Raw genomic sequence first — 20,353 nt, forward strand, 5'->3', positions numbered from 1 at the left:
ATCATCAAAGCTAAGACAAATGCCCTTTTTCTGAATCGGATTCAACATATTTTTGCTGGAATGACGCATAGTCTTAACAGAGAAAGGACATTTTTAATGACTTTTCAGAAAATATTGGATGTTTCTTTATGGTTTTCAAAGGTGTATATGGTATTTGTCATTGACAATTCGTAAGTATTACAAGGAGGAACTACATGCACTCACCAATCAAAAAATATCTTTCCGAACTTATCGGTACATTTGTACTCGTTCTGTTCGGTTGCGGAAGCGCAGCAACTGCAGGAGCACAGCTCGGAAATCTCGGCATCGCCTTTGCCTTCGGCTTGTCGATCGTTGCGCTGGCCTATGTGATCGGGCCAATCAGCGGATGTCACGTCAACCCAGCTGTCTCACTTGCCATGCTGTTCAATAAAAAAATGTCTGTTACAGACTTCATCGGGTATGTTGTCGCTCAAACAATCGGGGCTGTTGCAGGTGCTGGATTGCTGTATGCAATCATTGATTCCACGGGCACTGCGGTAACGAACCTTGGCCAGAACGGATTCGGGGCTGGTTACGGCATCGGCATTACTCCAATCATGGCATTCGTTGTCGAAATCGTATTGACGTTCGTGTTCATTTACGCCATTCTCGGTGTAACTTCGGATGAAAGCAAGGGCAGTGTAGCTGGAATCGTGATTGGTCTTACACTGGCGTTCGTTCACATTCTTGGTATTGGATTGACAGGAACATCCGTTAACCCTGCCCGCAGCTTCGGGCCTGCTGTATTGCTCGGCGGCGAAGCATGGTCCCAACTGTGGGTGTTCGTAACAGCACCATTCGTTGGCGCTATTCTAGCGGTCATTACATTCCGCGTATTGGGAAGCCGCAAAGCCTAAGATAGATACCAACACATAACGAAGGGGCTTGCCGCATAAGCGCAGCAAGCCCCTTTGCATATGCAAAATGATGCACATGTGCTGTATATTCAAATTCAAACATCTTCATGCGAAAATGAAATCTGCAAACTACAACGAACGATGCATGAGAGCACTCACTCCCCCGCTATGCTAATGTTCTATTGCTGCTTCAACTTCACATTCTTGAATGCTTCGGCTTGCTGTCTGATTCCGACTTCTGCAGCAAAACGCTCGATACTCGACGCCCCGAAGAATCCATCGATGCCTGTTGTATGTTCGAAGATATATTGCGCATCCTCCGGATCAGCGATCGGGCCTCCGTGGCAGATAACGAGTATATCTGGATTAACCGTTCGACCTGCGTCGGCAATTGCCTGCACTCTCTTCGCGCAATCATCAAGCGTCAATGCTGTCTTCGCTCCGATGGTACCCTTGGTAGTCAGGCCCATATGCGCAACCAGAATATCAGCCCCTGCCTTCGCCATCTTAATCGCCTGTTCTTCATCGAATACGTATGGCGTCGTCAGCATGCCGAGCTCATGTGCTTGACGAATCATATCCACCTCTAGGTCATAGCCCATGCCTGTTTCCTCTAAGTTCGATCTAAATACCCCGTCAATCAGTCCAACTGTCGGGAAGTTCTGCACACCCGCGAAGCCCTGTTCCTTCAATTGCTTCAGGAACACTTCCATGATGCGAAACGGATCCGTCCCACACACACCCGCAAGTACCGGCGTATTCTTCACAACAGGGAGCACCTCAGCGCCCATATCGACTACGATTTGGTTAGCATCGCCATAAGGGAGCAGTCCTGCAAGTGAGCCGCGTCCCGCCATTCTATATCTGCCTGAGTTATAAATGATGATTAAGTCAACGCCGCCCGCTTCTCCACTCTTCGCGGAAATCCCCGTACCTGCCCCAGCTCCGAGTATCATTTCACCATTGGCAACTTGTTGCTTCAATTTATTGATGATATCTTGGCGTGATTGTTTCATTGTACTTCCTCCTTGATGTAAGTTTCGCTGCTGCTGTGCTTCATCAGCTCGATGAGCTTCTGCGCTGCTGCGATTGCGAACTGTTCGTCATTGATGTCTGCATTCATTTCAATAAGCTCCACAGCTTCCCTATTGATCCGCGTACGAAGTGTATCGAATAAAGCCTTATCCTCTTCCATCCCGTAGAATGGCTGTCCTTCTACATCCAGTGCGGATACCCCGTTCAACGGCAGCATCAGCACTGTCGGTGAAGTTGCTTGATTCAGCTTATCGGCAATGATCTTACCGAGCTCTATATTCTCTTCAACCGTGGTTCGCATCAGCGTTACGGTCGGATTATGCTTATAGAAATTACGATTTTGGAACTGCTCCGGCACGGAGTCGAATGGCCCGAAGTTCACCATATCCAGCGCCCCCGTCGATACAACCTGAGGCACTTGAGCCCGAACTGCGGCCTCCAGCCGATGCGGCCCAGCATTCAGCACTCCGCCGACCAGTTCGTCGCACCATTCTGTTGTTGTCAAATCCAGAACACCATCGAAATAGTGGGATTCAATCAAGCGTTCCATCGTCTTCCCACCTGCACCTGTCGCATGGAAGACAACAACCTCATATCCATGCTTCTCCAAGTACTCTCTCGCATGATTGACGCAAGGGGTTGTCACACCGAACATCGTGGCTGCAATTAGCGGCTTCTTCTCTACCGTCACCGCCACTTCTTCCTTCACCATACCAGCAATCGCAAGTGCGGCATTCGTAAAGATGCGTGTCGAGATCGAGTTCAAGCCCGACACATCGACGATCGATGGATACATCATAATATCGCTTGTGCCTACGTATTGCGCTACATTGCCAGAAGCAACCGTCGATACCATGATCTTCGGCACCCCAATTGGCAGCGCTCTCATTCCTGGCGTTACTATAGAAGTACCACCGGAGCCGCCGAAGGAGAGGATGCCATCGAACTTCCCTTCCGAATACAACCTTGGAATCAGCTTCTCCATTCCTTGGGCCAACACTTCGGTTGCTAAGGCGCGATCCTTCCTGGAGGCAATTTCATAAATATCCGCCTGCACCTCTCTAGCCACTTCCTCGTTCGATACATCGGGAACGAACATCGGATCAAATACCCCGCTATGAATCGTAAGCGTATTCAATCCAAGCCCTTCTAGAATTTCCTTTACATACAAGAACTCTGCTCCTTTGGAATCGAACGTACCGACTATCGCCACTGTTTTCAATATAACAACCTCCTTATGAAGTGGAAGTATATGAAGTACTGATCTATATGAACTACCTAAGCCGGCTTACAATTCAAGTATAGGGCGGTTCCGATTCGTATTCATGTATATTTGTACGATGTTCATGTGTTTTTGTATTGTCGCTGATATTCTCTTGGAGACAATCCCGTTGTCCTTTTGAACATTTTGCTGAAGTGCGCATAATCGTTATAGCCAACCAAGCCGGATAGCTCCGACAAATCTAAATGACGCTGCTTCATCAACTCGATCGACTTATTGATTCGGAATCTAGTCAAGTATTCTGGAAATGTACATCCCACCTCTTGCTTGAATAAATAACTCAGATGGGTTCTCGACAGATGTGCAACCTGAGCCAGCTCTGCAAACGAAATATCATACATGTAGTTCGCCTCAACGTATTCCTTCACGAACTGCACATAATCGTAATGCTTCGTCACGCCTTCGAGCATTTTGTGAAGCAGCTTGTCTTGCTCCGTTACCCCAACTTCCTTGAAATCAATCGCAGTCTTCGTAATCGCCGCCTCTGAAGGAATTCGCTCAAATGATGAGCCGCCCAAGTACCCGACTGCGCTCGTATTGTCATACATATATTTTACATCAGCCGGCGTATTGACTGGACCGCCATAAATCATCTTGATCACATTCGGATTGATTTTATCACTCACTTGGAAAATCTGCGCCGCCAAGTCTGCCGCTGCCTTCAAAGAGAGCACCTTCGCCGCACCTAATACGCCGCCCTTCGTAAATCCTAAGTGAGCACAGATTATATCTGCACCGGCTGCTGCCATCTGGTGCGCCTGTTCCCGGTTGAACACGAACGCAATCGTGAACATGCCCATCCCGCTTGCGATACGGATCGCTTCCACTTCCGACTCGAAGCTGATACCCGCTTCTTCTAGCGCCTCGCCGAATTGTCCACCAATCAGTCCAACGGTAGGGTAATTGTTGATTCCCGAGAATCCTTTATTCTGAATTTCTTGAATGTACGCCTCCAACTGAATTGTCGGATCTGTTGCGCATAACCCGAACATCACCGGTACCTCTCTGACGAGCGGTACAATTTCCTTCGAGCCAAATTCCATGACGAGCTCATTGCAGTTCCCAAATGGGAGCAGTCCCCCTAGAGAGCTTAAGCCCATCTGTCTGAAGCGCCCCGAATTCAATGCCAAAATGAAATCGGCGCCGCCCTTTACCGCATATTTAGCCGAAATCCCTGCACCGGCTGCTACGCCAATAATGTGCCCGTTCGATTTCAATTGGGCATGCAATCTATTTCGAATCGTTTCACGATCAAAGTACACGTTCACACACCTTCTTTTCATGCCGTTGTTGCTGCTAGGTTGTTGCTTCGTTTCGATTGTGTTGAGAATATCATAACATTCTCTGATTAGCCGGTCGAATGTCCATAAATGAATGGCTTCAACTCGTGCAACATGCAAAAAAGCAGCTTGGTGAAAAATCTCCAAGCTGCTGCCTACGTACTATTGTATTTTCCTCCTAGCCCGACGCTGCGCAAACAGACTGATTAGCACTGCCGTGTTGCCAACTATAAAAAAGAGTGACAGCATTGCTGCGAACAAAGTCGCTCCCATATAGTTAGAATCCTTACTCCCCTTCAATTGGAACAGAAATACGATGACGGCTATACAGCACACGATACAACAAATCAATAAGGCGCACAGGCGTCGCTTTATTCGTCGATCCATCTACCTATCCTCCATCACATCATTCTCGTCTCATTCAAACCCTTCATTGATCCTCTAACACGAATGATTCCCATTTTTAGTACAACTAACTGTATGATAAGCTTCGCTTTCGTCTCTTCTGTTATAAAAAAATTTGCTCATTTCCATTGCCCACAGTTCATATTCATTGCATAATACGAAGTAACCTTTCCAGCAAGAGGAAATTGCTATGCTACTCATTATATCGTGTTGATCCGTAGCCGTATAGTAACGATGTTCATTCGAGGAGGATGATTCCTATGGTGTTGCAAGCGGAAAGCCAGATCGCCCAGCATTATTTACATGTCGTCAATAAAAGATTCGTAGAATTGAAGAAGATGGGTGAACGAACGTTTGAACAATTAGAGGACGAAGAGTGGAACTGGTCTTACAATGTGGACTCGAACAGCATCGCGGTCATCGTAAAGCATATGAGCGGCAATATGATCTCACGCTGGACGGACTTCCTCACTACAGACGGCGAGAAGGACGATCGCAATCGAGATGGAGAATTCGAGGACAGCATTACGAGTCGTGAGATGCTCCTTGATGTGTGGAACCAGGGATGGAAGGTGTTTCTGGATACCCTTCAATCGCTAACCGTTGACGATCTTACCAAGACGGTGACGATCCGACAGCAGCCGCACACTGTCATGGAAGCCATCGAGCGCCAGATGTCTCATTACGCCTATCATGTCGGTCAAATTGTATACGCTGCCAAGCAATTGAAGTCCGAGGAATGGAGCACCTTATCCATTCCAAGAAAGAAAAACTGAACCTATTAAAAAAAGCGCCGCTCACGCTACTTACGTAAACCGGCGCTTCCTGCTTCTAAAATAGATGATTCAGCCACATTTGGGTCTAAGGGAAGCTTCACACAGAAGGTTGACCCTTCTCCCTTCCTACTTGACACTTGGATATCTCCGGAGTGAAGCTGGACGATTTTCTGTACAATCGACAGCCCCAGCCCATTACCAGCGATGGTACGATTACGAGACACATCTGCCTTGAAGAACCGCTCAAATAAATGCGGAATATGCTCCTCATCAATCCCAATCCCACTATCGGTAATGCACACTTCAACCGTCCCATTAGACATGCGCGCCTCGATATGAATACCCCCGCCTTCAGGCGTGAACTTAATCGCATTATGCACAAGGTTCATCCATACTTGACTCAGCATCTCTTCATCCGCTGTAATCTCCATTTTATCTACATTCAAATCTAATTCGATACGCTTCTCCAGCCATTGGGGTTCGCTGATCAACGCGATATTACGAAGCTGCTGATCCAATCGATAGCGCTTCATCTCCATCGGATGGTGCTCCGATTCCAGTGACGTTAATTTGAGCAAATTCTCGCTAAGCTTGGATAATCTCATCGTCTCCATTTCAATGATTTGAAGATAATTTAGACGCTCTTCTTCAATCAGCTCCTCACTCTGTAGGGCACGTGCAAATCCGCGGATCGAGGTCAATGGTGATTGAATCTCGTGCGAGACATTCGATATGAACTCCTGCCGCATCTGCTCCATTTCCCCTAAGCTGTCCGCCATTTGTTGAATCCCATCAACGAGGGACCCATATTCATCCCGAAAATCCTCATTCATCGGAATACGGATATCAAACTCCCCTCGGGAGATTTTCTTCAGCGCATCCAGAATGGATTGGTAGAACTTAACGTGCTTAACGCGGACAAACGGGAATATGATTGCAAGTACCGCGACGAAAAATAGCAGTCCCATCACGCATAAAACGAGAAAAGCCCAATAGCTGTCTTGCTTCCAACCGACCCAGTTCATGACGTAAGGATTAATCAAATACGATAATGACCATGATGCCAGGATAAGTAATAATATGGTTGCCATTCCTGTTATGAATTTCAGAACACGACCTGTCTTCGTCGCCTTGAAGGCTGCATACCGTTCACGAAGCGTCATTCGAGTACCTCTAGCCGATAGCCAAGCCCGCGAATCGTCTTGATCTTGAACCCATGTTCAGTCTCAGGGAACCTCTCCCGCAAGCGATTAATATGCACGTCAACTGTCCGCTCATTGCCCTCGTAGTCATACCCCCATATATCCTCTATCAATTGTTCCCTGGAAAAGGTTTTGCCTGGATATCCGCCCAGCTTGAATAATAGTTCGAATTCCTTCAAAGGCAATGAAAACGTCGCATCGCTAGTGGTTACTTCGAATGTATGCTGGTTCATGACGATACGTCCGAACTGAGCGATTTTTGATGTAGCGATCTGGTACCGCTTGAGCAGCGCCCTGACGCGAACGACAAGCTCCATCGGATCGAAAGGCTTCACTAGATAATCGTCTGTTCCAAGGTTAAACCCTTTGACCTTCTGTGATGTCTCACCCTTAGCGGTTAACATAAGGAGCGGGATATCATACAGCGCCCTTAATTCACGGCACAAATCCCACCCATCCATGTTCGGCATCATAATATCGAGCACAACCAAGTCAGCCTTATTGCTCTCCATCTGGGTAAGAGCTTCAACTCCATCAGGGGCTTCAATGGTCTTGAAGCCCTCCTTCTGCAAAAATACGGTGACAAGCTTGCGAATATGTGGATCATCGTCAACGACGAGTATGGTTGCCATCTACTTATTACCGCCCCTTTCTTCCTACTAGCAAGCTTCCTCCGATTCATCCAGAATGCGGAGCTGCTGTGCAGCGAATTCACGGTACATTTCGTGCGTCTCGAACAATGTCGCATGGGTGCCGCAGCCTGTTAGCTGGCCCTTCTCGACAAACAAAATTTGATCTGCATCTACTACGGTAGATAATCGATGTGCAATCACGAGCGTGGTACGGCCCTGCATCAGATTGTTCAATGCCTTCTGTACAACAATTTCTGATTTGCTGTCCAGCGCAGATGTTGCCTCATCGAGCATCAAGATACGCGGGTTGCGCAGCAGTGCCCGTGCAATGGCAATCCGCTGCCGCTGACCGCCAGACAGCTTAAGCCCCCGCTCACCTACAGGAGTCTCATACCCTTCAGCAAGCTCCTGAATGAAGCCGTCTGCGTATGCCATTTGCGCGGCATGTTCCAGTTCTTCGTTCGTCACTTCACGATTCATACCATAGCATATGTTCTCACGAATCGATCCATCGATAAGCGGACTTTCCTGTGACACATAACCGATCTGAGTCCGCCAAGACTGGAGAGAGAACTCGTTAATATCCACCTCTCCAAGCTTAATTGCACCTGAGGTTGGCAAATAGAAGCGTTCGAACAGCGAGAATAGTGTGGTCTTCCCACCGCCGCTCGGGCCTACGATTGCCGTCACTTTTCCAGCAGGAATCGTGAAGCTTACATCCTCTAGTATAGGCTCACCGTGAGCATAAGCAAAGTGGACATTCTCCACTTGTATCGGTTGATCGGCTTGTTCCACCGGTTTGCCATGTACATGATCTTCCTCTGCTGCATCGAAGATGGAGATCATATGATCCGTTGCTCCAATTGCCTTCTGCAGCTGCGTAAAGAACATCGATAGCTGACTCATCGGCATCACGATCTGAATCAGATACAAAATGAAGGCAACCAACTCACCCGCAGACAACACGCCTGAGGATACCCGCATTCCACCATATCCGATGATAACAACAAGCAAGACCATTAATACAAAAGACATGATCGGAGCGATCAATGCCTGAACGACACCCTCTTTAATGCCAAAACGAAGCAAGTTATTGATGCCCTTGCGTCCATTCTCATATTCTCTGGACTCTGCATTCGATGCTTTCACGAGACGAATCTCGGACAGGACTTGGCTTAATACAGCAGTGAAGGACGCTGTCTCATCCTGCAGGCCTTTTGATATTTTGAACATTTGTTTCCCAAGCGGGAGTAAAACCAGTGCTGCGAGTGGAATGACAACTAGCATAATGACCGTCATCTGCCAGTCTAAGTACAGCAATACGATAAATGAACCGATCACGGAAACGATTCCCGTGAAGAAGCTTGATAAATGCTCGGTAATGAACCCTTTCACAATCCCGGTATCATTCGTAATTCGGCTTACCGTCTCACCAGTCTTGTTCTCATCATAATACGATACGGGCAATATCAGGAGCTTCCTCCACAATCGATCCCGCAATCCAGCTACAACCCGTTGGCCGATAAGATTCAGCATGTATATCGATAAACCGGAAGCAACCGTCTGAATAATGAAAGCTGCGGCCAGCGCCACAATCTGCATCGTATCCAGCTTCGACATGGAGAAGTTGTCTACCATCCCCTTTGTAAACATCGGTATTACCAGTGAGACTGCAGTTGAACCAATACTCATCAGCAACGCAATAAATAACATCAATTTCGATGGCTTTGTCTCATTTATGACGCGTAAAAATTGCCGCCAATTTCCGAATGACCCCTTCGTTCCTTCTATTTCTCTATCCATTGATCCCCAGCTCCTTATATATTATCCACTTGTAAAGTTGAGTCCATCATAATCAATGAATTTAAACGGAATGTAAACAGAGAGCTACATCCATGCAAAAAGCCGTCCCATAACGAGAGCGGATGGAGAGTAAATTCTCCGGCTTCTTTCGTTCGAGAACGGCTTTTTCGGGTTGTATTCAACTATGCATTTTATTTTACAAGCTTCCACACATCTGTTTTTCCTGGCGTCTCGCCTTTTGTCCACCACTGCGCTTGGTACGTGGCGCCTTCATATGTCACCTTAGCTTGTCCATCATAGGCGGTTGAAGAATTCCACTCTTGTACCACATCGCTCAGCAGCTTCCATACATCAGAAGAGCCTGGCTTATCGCCTTGCGTCCACCATTTTGCTTCATAATCCAGACCTTGATAAGTGACGCGATCGCCGCTTACATATACTTTCGTGCTGTCCCATGTCGTCGATGTCTGCTCATCCGATTTCGTAGTCACTTGAACCGCATTGCTCGCCGCAGATCGGTTGCCCGCTTCATCTACAGCCACTACCGTGTAAGTATACGTCGTGCCAGACTTCAGCCCTTGATCCATGAAGGATGGCTCCACTGCTGTACCGACAAACGTACCATTGCGGAAAACTTCGTATTGGGCCACCCCAACATTATCCTTGGATGCATCCCATACGAGATGAACACCTGTAGTCATTGTATGAGGCGCTCTTACGTTCGTCGGAACGGATGGAGCTTCTGTATCCACAACAGCCGCCTTCGTTGTCACAGTAAGCGGGCTGCTTGCCGCTGAACGATTATTAGCCCCGTCAACTGCGACTACCGTATACACATACGAGGTGGAAGCAGTTAACCCTTTATCTACATAGGATGGAGTCACAGATGTGCCAACGAGTTTGCCATCACGGTAAATTTCATACTGCTTAATGCCATTTGAAGCATTTGATGCTGCCCAGCCTAGCTCAATACTTGCAGCCGTTTGGATTTTCGATTCGAGATTAGATGGAACCGTTGGAGGCTGAACCTCGCCATTGTTCACCAAGTTCACATCCACAACCTGATAGAATGCATTGCCGGTGTCCGCAATTTCCCAGACACCCAATATAATATGATAACCACTGCGGTCTGTTGGAACAGTTACCTCATGAGATACTTTGGTCTGTGGCTTTTTACCGCCATCTTGGAACGATGCGAACAATTCCAAGTCCGAGCGCTTCAACGGCTCGTTCGGGTTCCAGCCTTTTTTCGTAATGTAGTATTTCCATTCCTTCGTGCTGTGCGGAGCAGTTAGATGCCAAGACATCGTGTTTTTGCCGCCATGCAGGGTAACCTTCGTCCATCGATCTGCCGATTGCTCGAACAGCTCGGGGAAGATCCCACCGCCTGTAATTTCTCCGTCCTTCGGACCGCCTACTGGGAAATTGCCTTTTGCTTCTACACTCTGTGGCTCATATTGAATAGAACCGCAGTTTTTATTTTCTCCTTGCTTGCACAGCAGCGCCCGGCTTGTCGGTCCTTCCATATAACCATGTGCGTATGCTGTACCAGCATAACCGCCTGCTGCTGCGGCACCTAATACAACTATCCCGCATGAAAGGATAAGCGTTTTAACATTTGTGCTCCATTCGCTTCTCTTCGTCATTCGTACTGTCTCCTTCCGTGTCATCATGTCACTTATAGGTGAAAATGTACAGGACAATATGAGCATACATTCATTAGTTGTCCCGACCACATCTTACCCATAACTTCACGCTCTGCAAAGGTTCCACATACCTATAGACGCGCTTTCGAACCAGCACTACATACGGGATTATAATTTCATGAGGAAAGAACCATTATCGCGACTTAAGTCACAGGATTTAGATCCACTCATTTCCATAATTCGAAAATGAAATACCATTATCCCAATTACCGGAATTTTGGCACGATTCTTCTTCATTGAAAAATAATCAAAAAATGCTATTAAAGTTAAAGCATTATAATTCATTGTGACTATGAAGACACCAATTTCATATGTCTTCATGATCATTTATTTAACCGAAAATTATTCTACATTTATCTTCATACCGTATCTTCAGTTCGCAGCGGTACAAAAAAGGAACTCTCTACATCTGCTGCAGGCAGCGGCTTACTGAAGTAATAGCCTTGAATTTCACGACATTCCTTCTCAGTCAGAATATCCAACTGCTCCTTCGTCTCAATTCCTTCTGCAATCACATTCAGCTTCAAATGCTGCGCCATAGAAATAATGGTTGCAACGATCGCTTTATCATTCTCGTTGCTGGATATATCCGTAATGAAGGATCTATCAATCTTCAGCTTATGTATCGGGAACGTCTTCAAGTAGCTGAGAGAACTATATCCTGTACCGAAGTCATCCAAGCTAATACGAATGCCAAGCTTATTGAGTTCATGCAGAATGGTCGTGGATATCCCCGCATCCATCATCATGCTCTCCGTGATTTCGAGTTCCAAATATTGCGAGGGCAGACCTGTTTCGTGCAGTACCAGCTTCACTTGCTCGGTGAGATTCGAATGATGGAACTGCTGTGTTGACAGGTTGACAGATACAGGAATAAGCGGACCTCCCGCATCATGCCATTCCTTCATCTGACGGCATGCCTCCCGAATGACCCAATTGCCGATTTCACTAATCATTCCTGTCTCTTCAGCTAATGGAATGAAGGCGCCTGGCATTAACAGGCCTCGCGTCGGATGGTTCCATCTCACGAGCGCTTCGACGCCGATCATTTTGTTCTCTTCCGTACTGATTTGAGGCTGATAATGCAGGACTAGCTCTCCCCGCTGTACTGCCTTGCGCAAGTCGCCTTCTAGCTCGATCTTACCTAGCAAGCCAACATCGAGATCTGAAGTGTAGAATTGATGACCGTTCTTGCCGTGTTTCTTCACCTCGTACATAGCTGCATCGGCCTTCTTAATCAATTCAACCGGATCTGTGCTGTCCTTCGGATAGATAGCCGTGCCGACACTTGTTGAAATGTAGAAATCATTATCCTTCAGCCGGAATGGCTGCCGCATCTCCTCGACGATTCGCGTGGCCAATTTCTCACAATCAGTTCCAGCCGGATTCGTACGGCAGAGTACAATGAATTCATCGCCTCCGAGCCGTGAGATCGTTGCTTCATACCCTTCTACGCTGGAGATAATTCGATCGCTTACAGCCTTCAGGAATATATCGCCGTATGTATGTCCAAGCGAGTCATTAATTAACTTGAACCTGTCAATATCCAGGGCCATTACGCCGAAGTATCCACCCTCCCGTTCACAATCCTTGATGAGCTGTGTCAGAATCTCGTTGAACATGCGACGATTCGGCAATCCGGTCAGATCATCATGATAGGCCAGATGCTTAATCTGTTCCTTCGCTTTCTTCTCTTCCGTTATGTCCCGAGCGATAACATGATTGCCTGCCAGTTCACCTTCAATCTCCACCGGTACGATAATTACCTTCAGCTCTAACCGACGCCCATCCTTCGCAATAACTGCCGTATCATAGCTATGTGTTTTGTTTTCAATCGCAATATCGTACAACTTGCGGGCTCTTTCAGTTAAATCATCGGCAACGATCGCTTCAATATTAGATATATTTTGGTTTATGTATTCTTCCGCTTGCCCGCCAATCATCCGAATGACCGCAGGATTTATGCTAATGATTTGTCCGTTCGTATCTACGGATATGATTCCATCCACATTGTTCTCATACAATGTCCGGTACCAACCAGCATGTTCTTGAATCACATAATCTTTCTGGGACAGACGTCTGGTGATAAATACGCCGAATAAGGTCATGCCCAGTAACAAGAATGTCGCACAGGCAATAATGTAAGCGAGCACTGCCGGATCGATCAATAAGGCAGATCTCCGATTAATGTTCGGATCAATGTAGAAATGAGCTGCAATCATACCTGTATAATGCATGCCTGCAATGCCAGCGCCCATGATCAACGCACTTCCCAGCTTGTACCATGTTCCGCTTCCTGCTTGATCCTTGCGGAAATAGAACAGAAGCCACAGAGCGATCGCAGAAGCAGTCACCGCGATTGCAATCGACAAAATCACAATTGCTGTATCATAGGTAATCCCAATCATCATCGCATCCATGCCAACATAATGCATGCCAGATATTCCAAGCGCCATCAATATGCCTGATAGGATAAGCTCGCCAATACCGATCTTCTTCCTCGCTACGGTAAAGAGAGAGATACTTGAGACGAATATCGCAAGGATTACGGAGATAACTACATAGTCGATGTCGTATGTAACTTTCACCGGCAGCGACATGGATAACATCCCCACAAAATGCATGGACCAGATGCCTAATCCCATTGATGTTGCCCCGCATATTAGCCAGATTAACCTTCTGTTTCCTTTGCTCATACTGATTCTCCCGGCAAGATCCAATGCAGAGTAGGATGCAGTTACAGCAATTAAATAAGAAACGATAACGAGAAACAAATCATATGTCCCATGAATATGATGGACATGCCCCATTTTCAGACACCTTCTTTCCCTTTGTTGATAGGCACTTGCCATCATTTCAAAAGCAACCGTATTTATGCGACAATCATACTATATTACTGATAAATTTTAAATATCTTCTAGGCGATAAGTTGCTTTTTATAGGACTAATGAACCAATTAATTTTGTATATTTAGCAAACATTACCACGCATGCTTGCATCGCTTATCGTGTACAGTTATGGGTGTGGTTCATTCAGGATCTCTGCAGTAGCCTTTTCCAAGGCTGTTTTTTATAAAAAAGCACTATTATTCCTATCAACGAGGAGAACACGATGAATATTCTAGTTGTCGATGACGAAGAGAGTATCTTGAATCTCATTCGACTTAATTTGGAGATCGAAGGATATCAAGTACATACCGCCGCTAACGGCCGCGAAGCCAATGAGCAGTGGCAGAAAGAGCATATCGACCTCATTATTCTCGATGTGATGCTGCCTGATACAGACGGCTATCAGCTGCTTCGCGAGTTCCGCGCTAGCAACGCGGATATTCCGATTATCATGCTTACTGCCAAAGGACAAATTAATGACAAGCTGCTCGGACTACAATTAGGAGCAGATGATTACCTTGTCAAGCCCTTCCATAGCACGGAGCTGCTGCTTCGAATTAAAGTTATCGAACGCAGATTGAACAAGCCAGTTCAAGTAAATGACAGCAATGGCTGCCTTATTCAATGTGGCCCGTTCCGGGTAGATTCAGAGAAGCGATCCATCCACGTCAATGACAAGGAACTAATATTAACTTATCGTGAATATGATTTGCTTCTGCTGCTCATTTCGAACAAGCAGCGCATATTTACACGTGACGATCTTCTCATGAAAGTGTGGAAGCTCGACTATCCAGAAAATACGAGAGCCGTTGATATTATGATTCAGCGCCTTCGCAAAAAGCTCGGCAATGAAGGTGATCGTATCAAAACCATTTATGGAGTTGGCTATAAAATTGATTGCTGACACAGTTGGCTATGATGATTACAAGGTGGACAACCGATGACCTTACAGAAACGAATCTATTTGGCACTACTCGCCCTTTTCATACCCGTTATGTTGTTTCTTTATATTGTGCTTGACATCTCACTGCAGAATAATATTTATCAATCAGCCGTTCATTCCTTGCAGAAGCTCAGCATCGAGGCCCAGATCTATACGATCAATTATGTGGAACGCGAGCAGCAGGGCGAACCAAAAGAAACGCTTCAAAAAGGAGCAACGCTCATTGCCTCTTATTTGTCCAAACGGATGGGTGTCCGGGTACAGATCATGAATGCACAGCAGCATGTCCTTTCGGATACGGAACGCGGATCGCTGTCTTATGTAAATCAAGATACGGAGCAAGCTTTGCATGGCACCAAGTCCTATATGATTCAAAAAGCTTCTCCTTCGCCGCTGCTCCTGTTCTCTAGTCCTATCTATGTGGATAATCAAGTCATCGGCTTGATTCGTTTTCTTCAACCCTTGGAAGAAGAGGCTCAATTACTGAATCGAATGAATGCGACCTTTGCGATTACATTCCTTCTCATTCTTGCCGTTGCTGTGCTTATTGCGAATCGCTTCGCGAAATCATTGAGCAAGCCTATCGAGCAGCTGCGAGATATGGCGAAGAAGCTGGCAAGCGGCAATTATAGTACACGCATCGAATTAAGCGCCTATGAAGAGATCAGCCAACTAGCCCATTCCTTCCATGCTATGGCCGATGCAATCGAGCTTCATGTACAGCAATTAAGTCGTGAGAAGGACAAGCAGCGTGATTTCCTCGATCGGGTCACCCATGAGTTGAAGACTCCGCTGACTGCAATTATGGGGTATTCGAATTTAATTCCGCGGTTGAAGGACAGTAAGGATGTTGAGACGAGCCTGCGCCATATTTCCGTCGAAAGCGAACGAATGCTTACCCTAGTAGAGGAACTGCTGTCTCAGTCGAAATATAGCGACAGCCCATTCTCGGTGTCACCTACCATATGTGATATCGCAACCATTGCAAATGAGGCTGTCTATATTGTTCAGCCACGATTAGATAAATATCAGATTAAGCTTACGAATCAGCTAATCTCCACAATGGTCGTAGCCGACCCGGATAAGACAAAGCAAATCTTGTTGAATCTGCTTGATAATGCAATCAAATATAGCGATGCGTCTGAACTCATCATTCAACAGCGCACCAGTGAGCAGACAGTATCCATTACATTCCAAGATGATGGTATCGGACTTAGTCACTCACTAATTGAGAGATTCAGGATCGCATCAGCAGATGATTCCCTTCGTTGCTCCAGCGGAGGCAACGGGTTCGGTCTGCTCATCTGCAAACAGCTAATGACAAGACAAGGCGGCTCGATGTCTATCCATTCCGAGGAGGGAATCGGAACTATCGTTACGCTGGATTTTCGTTCACCAGCAGCACTTGATTCACATCCGCTGCCGATTTTCACGAAATAATACATTTACGAAACAATTACGAGGCGATTATGAAATGATAGTCGTTTATTCTGTCCAAGGAGAATAATGAAGGATGAATAAGATGTTAAGGAATGCCTTCCTATTTGGAGGTGTCATTCTGGTGCTGATGATCGCCGGCTATTACTTGAATGAACAAGTCTATCAAGAAGTCGGCCTTATCTATGATAAGCATGAAGTACTGCAAAAAGTAAGCGATTCCCTTCCTGTGCAGGCAACTATCTTTCATGGGAAATGGGGAACTCTCCAGGTCAATGACGAGGTAAGTTTGCATGCATTTGTATCCTATGTGGATCGCATTAAGCAGCAGTATGAACCGAAGCAGATAATGACTGCGAGAGATGAAGGACATGCCATGTTCTCCGGTCGAATTCGCTATTTGAACGGAAGTGAGCAGACCTTCTCGCTCGAAAATACCTTAACCCTTGGCAAATGGTCTTACGGCCCAGGACATGAGACTCCAATGCTGTCTGCTATGCAGACGCAGCTGTTAAGTCTGTTCTATACGCCAGAACATTATGCGGAATTTATCCGCTCTTCCAAAGAGCTTACCTATCGTATAGATGGTATACAGGAAAGTCTGCAAGATGATGAAAAGGGTTACTTGGTATCTCAGATAAGTCAGGCATCTGAAATTAAGGATCCGGTAGAGATGAAACAGCTGCTGCTGCTGCGCAAGCAAAAGCCGCTAGCTTATATTACCGCTTTCAAACAGGATAATGAGATGCTGAATGACCGCAACAATCTGCTGCATATGGTCGTATACGCCGATTACGTCGTCATGGAATACATGGGGGATGACAACGGCAATTCAATCTATTTGCGGACAAAATTGGGGTCACTACTTCATGGGAAGAACATAGGGGCACAATAAAATGACACGATTCCTTTACCTTCTATTATTTATCTGCCTATTCACGCAGGCAGGCTGTACCAAAGATCAAAATACGATCACCGTAGATGAGCAAGGTGTGCCCCAATTAAATGGGCGCCATATCGTTGCATACGTCGCTGCTCGTGAGGAAGTTGGTAGCGCATTGCTATCCTCATTCTGTCAACGAACAGGTTGTACGTATGAGTACATTCGTTTGTCCACAGAAGAAATATTGCGGCGTGTTACACAGGAATCTGCCAAACCGCAAGCGGATCTCGTCATCGGCGGAACGATTGACGCGCATTTGACAATGAAACAGGAGAAGCTCTCCTCCCCTATTCGCAGCTCGAATCTCGCTGCGATTCCTAGCTCCTTCAAGGATGAAGACGGGTATTGGGCAGGATATGAGATTGAACAATTGTCTATTGCTGTCAATCGTGACCGTTGGAATAAGGAATTTGCGCCATTAGGCTTAACGATGCCTAAGAAGTGGGAAGATCTTCTTCTTCCTGCTTACCAAGGGAAGATCGTTATGCCCGATCCGAATTACTCCGGAACGGCATATACATTCCTTTCCTCCTTATACGAGGCATGGGGCGAGCAGAGAACAACGGCCTTTCTCAAAGGTCTTACCCGCAATGTTGGGCTTCTCACAGTGAACGGTTACATGCCAGCTCAATACGTTAGTTCAGGCGAGTATGTAATCGGTATCAATTTCCTCGGAGATCAGCGCAAGCTGCGCGATGCAGGATTCGATCTTGTTAGCAGTGTTCCGAAGGATACGAGCTTATCTGTGAACGGGATCTCTAAAATTCGGAATGCACCTAATGAGACCGCTGCGGACTGGTTCATTAATTACAGCTTGTCCCAAGAGGCAGCAGCTGTTCTGGAACAAGTATCGTTCGGTACTCCTACCGTTCATCAGAACGAACAGGATATTTCGAATTCAGCTGTACTTCCCGTACACAGCTCACTACGCAGACATGAACAGATTTTGAATCAATGGAACAACTTGCGTGCAGACACAAAAGGTCAAGGAGAATGAAGAATGTTTGCTTGGTTGAAAAAAGCTCCCGCCATACCACGATTGCCGGAGCACATGATCGCGAAATTGTACCGAATCTTCCGGATTCGTACATTGATCGGTATTTCTATCGGTTATGCAGGCTACTACTTAGTACGTAGCAACTTTACGTTATCCACACCTTATTTAAAGAGTGAGCTCGGGTTTACCACTTCTCAAATTGGTCTGTTGAGCTCGGCACTCGCCGTCACTTACGGGATAAGCAAGTTCTTCATGGGGAACTTGGCAGATAAAGCCCATACACAGCGCTTTATCGCTGTTGGTTTGTTCTTGTCTGCCATTATTAACCTTATCATGGGCTCTTCTTCCACGTTCGGTCTCATTTTCATGCTTCTTATCGTGAACGGGATGTTCCAAGGCATGGGTGCTCCTCCTTGCAGTATCACCCTGGCGAACTGGTTCTCGAAGAAAGAGCGCGGTACTTATATGGGAATCTGGAATACATCCCATAATATCGGCGGAGGTCTTATTGCACCAATCGTCGGTGTTGCATTAGGGGTTCTCGGCAATGCTTACTGGCAATCCGCAATTTTCGTCGTTCCCTCGATTATGGCCATGGTTATCGCCGTATTCGTATGGTTCTCCGGTAAGGATACGCCACAATCGATCGGCCTTCCGCCAATCGACGAATATCGCAACGATTATGATGATGTAGAACGCAATCCAGACGGCGACAAGCTGTCCTTGAAAGAAATCTTGTTTAAATACGTACTTAAAAACAAATTTATCTGGTTCCTGTGCTTGTCGAACGTATTCGTTTACTTCATTCGCTTCGGTGTCTTGAACTGGGTACCATTATACTTGACGGAAGAAAAAGGCTTCACACAATCGCAATCTCATGTTGCATTTGCTGTATTCGAATGGGCGGCAATTGTAAGCTCGCTCGTAGTCGGTATCCTTAGCGACAAGTTGTTCAAAGGCAACCGGATGCCGCTCTGTATCATCAGCATGGTCGGAGTCTTGTTGGCTACGCTCGTATATTGGCAGTCTTCGGACGTGCTGGTAATTACGATCGCCGTATCCATTATCGGCTGTCTCATCTATGTACCACAGTTCTTGATTGGCCTTAGCGCAATCGACTTCGTTCCGAAGTTCGCTGTAGGTACAACGGTTGGTTTGACTGGTTTGTTCGCTTACTTGTTCGGTAACTTGACTGCAAGCGCACTCGTTGGATTTATCGTTGAATCCTCCGGCTGGAACGGCTGCTTCCTGATGCTGCTTGGAAGCGGTGTATTGGCAGCATTCTTCTTGACGCTTATTCAGATCGGCCGCAAGAAGCATATTCGCAATACTGCAAATCAAGCATAAGTGAATCGAGACTTAGAATTACTTATTTAACTTGCCATGTACACACCCTCTGTTGCGAGCTAATAGGCTCAGCATACAGAGGGTTTTCTTTTCCCCGCTACCAAAGCCAATCTCAACCCTCCCATCTATGCTTGAATAGCTATGGAAAATATTGATGTTCTGCAACAGAGGTTCCAAATACATATCGAGGGTCATACCTTGCATTAAAAGACCCCACCCTTGATTAATAACAGGTAATCACAGGTGAGGTCTTATAGCTTCTACTTGTATGAATGGATAAAAGGCGACGCCTATTGGCTAAAAATATGTGTCGGTACAACAGCCAGCACCTTGCCAATTATTTCGTCTGTGCTCACGAACGGCTTATCCCAAAGATGGGAATCGTTGCTGTTGTTCCGGTTATCTCCAAGGAAAAAATAATGATCCTGTGGTACCGTAATCGGCCCATAGGAATAGTTCATCTTTTCCAGAATGTATGGTTCCTCGACTGGAACATCATTCCGATACAGCTGTCCATTCTTTACTTCAATACGATCTCCCGGCAAGCCGATAAGCCGTTTCACATACCGGTCTTCCGCAACTGGCGGATAAAATACAACAATATCCCCATGCTTTAGATCGGTTAACCACATCATTTTCTCAACGATCAAGTGATCCTTCTTCTCTATCGTCGGGATCATCGAGCCAGTCGGGACACTCATCGCTTCCGCGACATATGCTTTAATGAATAATGACAGACAGACTGCGACAATTACACTTGGAATCCACTGCTTCAACGTTTTCCACATAGTTCGGTTCC

The 20,353-nt window shown here is 46.3% G+C and carries 17 protein-coding genes; 7 read left to right on the forward strand and 10 right to left on the reverse strand.

Annotated elements, in window-relative coordinates:
- Positions 1-194: 194 nt before the first annotated feature.
- Positions 195-878, forward strand: a complete 684-nt coding sequence (locus tag BP95_RS0105040) for an MIP/aquaporin family protein (protein WP_036666682.1) — start codon at positions 195-197, stop codon at positions 876-878.
- A 179-nt stretch (positions 879-1,057) separates the two neighbouring features.
- Here the strand turns inward: BP95_RS0105040 and BP95_RS0105045 are convergent, their stop codons facing one another.
- The 4 genes from BP95_RS0105045 to BP95_RS0105060 form a co-directional block, all read right to left on the reverse strand.
- On the reverse strand, positions 1,058-1,894 hold the full coding sequence (locus BP95_RS0105045) for a phosphoenolpyruvate hydrolase family protein (protein ID WP_028531564.1): 837 nt from the start codon (positions 1,892-1,894) through the stop codon (positions 1,058-1,060).
- Positions 1,891-3,135, reverse strand: a complete 1,245-nt coding sequence (locus BP95_RS29590) for a Tm-1-like ATP-binding domain-containing protein (protein WP_036666684.1) — start codon at positions 3,133-3,135, stop codon at positions 1,891-1,893. The genes BP95_RS0105045 and BP95_RS29590 overlap by 4 nt, the downstream gene beginning before the upstream one ends.
- A gap of 122 nt (positions 3,136-3,257) precedes the next feature.
- The gene (locus BP95_RS0105055; protein WP_028531565.1) at positions 3,258-4,457 is read right to left on the reverse strand and encodes a phosphoenolpyruvate hydrolase family protein; all 1,200 of its coding nucleotides are present in this window, start codon (positions 4,455-4,457) and stop codon (positions 3,258-3,260) included.
- 180 nt (positions 4,458-4,637) lie between these two features.
- Positions 4,638-4,862: a hypothetical protein gene (locus tag BP95_RS0105060; RefSeq protein ID WP_021255134.1), complete on the reverse strand. Its 225-nt coding sequence runs from the start codon at positions 4,860-4,862 to the stop codon at positions 4,638-4,640.
- A 278-nt stretch (positions 4,863-5,140) separates the two neighbouring features.
- On the opposite strand from BP95_RS0105060, the gene BP95_RS0105065 reads away from it, so the two are divergent.
- Positions 5,141-5,656: a DUF1572 family protein gene (locus BP95_RS0105065; protein ID WP_021255135.1), complete on the forward strand. Its 516-nt coding sequence runs from the start codon at positions 5,141-5,143 to the stop codon at positions 5,654-5,656.
- A gap of 26 nt (positions 5,657-5,682) precedes the next feature.
- Here BP95_RS0105065 and BP95_RS32230 read toward each other — a convergent pair whose 3' ends face one another.
- The 5 genes from BP95_RS32230 to BP95_RS0105090 all read right to left on the reverse strand — a co-directional run bounded on the left by BP95_RS32230 (position 5,683) and on the right by BP95_RS0105090 (position 13,809).
- Positions 5,683-6,819, reverse strand: a complete 1,137-nt coding sequence (locus BP95_RS32230) for a sensor histidine kinase (protein WP_021255136.1) — start codon at positions 6,817-6,819, stop codon at positions 5,683-5,685.
- A complete protein-coding gene (locus BP95_RS0105075; protein WP_021255137.1) occupies positions 6,816-7,490 on the reverse strand; it encodes a response regulator transcription factor in 675 nt (224 codons plus the stop codon). Before BP95_RS0105075 ends, BP95_RS32230 begins: the two co-directional genes overlap by 4 nt.
- Positions 7,491-7,517: 27 nt before the next feature.
- Positions 7,518-9,293: an ABC transporter ATP-binding protein gene (locus BP95_RS0105080; RefSeq protein WP_021255138.1), complete on the reverse strand. Its 1,776-nt coding sequence runs from the start codon at positions 9,291-9,293 to the stop codon at positions 7,518-7,520.
- A 191-nt stretch (positions 9,294-9,484) separates the two neighbouring features.
- Positions 9,485-10,939: a lytic polysaccharide monooxygenase gene (locus tag BP95_RS0105085; protein WP_021255139.1), complete on the reverse strand. Its 1,455-nt coding sequence runs from the start codon at positions 10,937-10,939 to the stop codon at positions 9,485-9,487.
- 419 nt (positions 10,940-11,358) lie between these two features.
- Positions 11,359-13,809 carry an EAL domain-containing protein gene (locus BP95_RS0105090; protein WP_036666688.1) on the reverse strand — a complete coding sequence of 817 codons (2,451 nt, stop codon included), beginning with the start codon at positions 13,807-13,809 and terminating at the stop codon, positions 11,359-11,361.
- 301 nt (positions 13,810-14,110) lie between these two features.
- Between BP95_RS0105090 and BP95_RS0105095 the strand changes: the two genes are divergently transcribed.
- The 5 genes from BP95_RS0105095 to BP95_RS0105115 all read left to right on the forward strand — a co-directional run bounded on the left by BP95_RS0105095 (position 14,111) and on the right by BP95_RS0105115 (position 19,554).
- The gene (locus BP95_RS0105095; protein ID WP_021255141.1) at positions 14,111-14,791 is read left to right on the forward strand and encodes a response regulator transcription factor; all 681 of its coding nucleotides are present in this window, start codon (positions 14,111-14,113) and stop codon (positions 14,789-14,791) included.
- 36 nt (positions 14,792-14,827) lie between these two features.
- Entirely contained in the window at positions 14,828-16,270 is a 1,443-nt protein-coding gene (locus BP95_RS0105100) for a sensor histidine kinase (protein WP_021255142.1), read from the forward strand.
- A gap of 73 nt (positions 16,271-16,343) precedes the next feature.
- Complete coding sequence (locus BP95_RS0105105; RefSeq protein WP_021255143.1) at positions 16,344-17,162, forward strand: DUF3919 family protein; 819 nt, start codon at positions 16,344-16,346, stop codon at positions 17,160-17,162.
- 1 nt (position 17,163) lies between these two features.
- Positions 17,164-18,207 (forward strand): ABC transporter substrate-binding protein, encoded by a 1,044-nt coding sequence (locus tag BP95_RS0105110; RefSeq protein ID WP_021255144.1) that lies wholly within the window; start codon positions 17,164-17,166, stop codon positions 18,205-18,207.
- Positions 18,208-18,210: 3 nt separating this feature from the next.
- Positions 18,211-19,554, forward strand: a complete 1,344-nt coding sequence (locus tag BP95_RS0105115; RefSeq protein WP_021255145.1) for an MFS transporter — start codon at positions 18,211-18,213, stop codon at positions 19,552-19,554.
- A gap of 290 nt (positions 19,555-19,844) precedes the next feature.
- Here BP95_RS0105115 and lepB read toward each other — a convergent pair whose 3' ends face one another.
- Positions 19,845-20,342 (reverse strand): signal peptidase I, encoded by a 498-nt coding sequence (gene lepB / locus BP95_RS0105125; RefSeq protein ID WP_028531570.1) that lies wholly within the window; start codon positions 20,340-20,342, stop codon positions 19,845-19,847.
- Positions 20,343-20,353 lie beyond the last annotated feature (11 nt).

Origin of the sequence: Paenibacillus sp. UNC217MF (assembly GCF_000686865.1) — a bacterium.
In the GTDB taxonomy this organism is placed as follows: domain Bacteria; phylum Bacillota; class Bacilli; order Paenibacillales; family Paenibacillaceae; genus Paenibacillus_B; species Paenibacillus_B suaedae.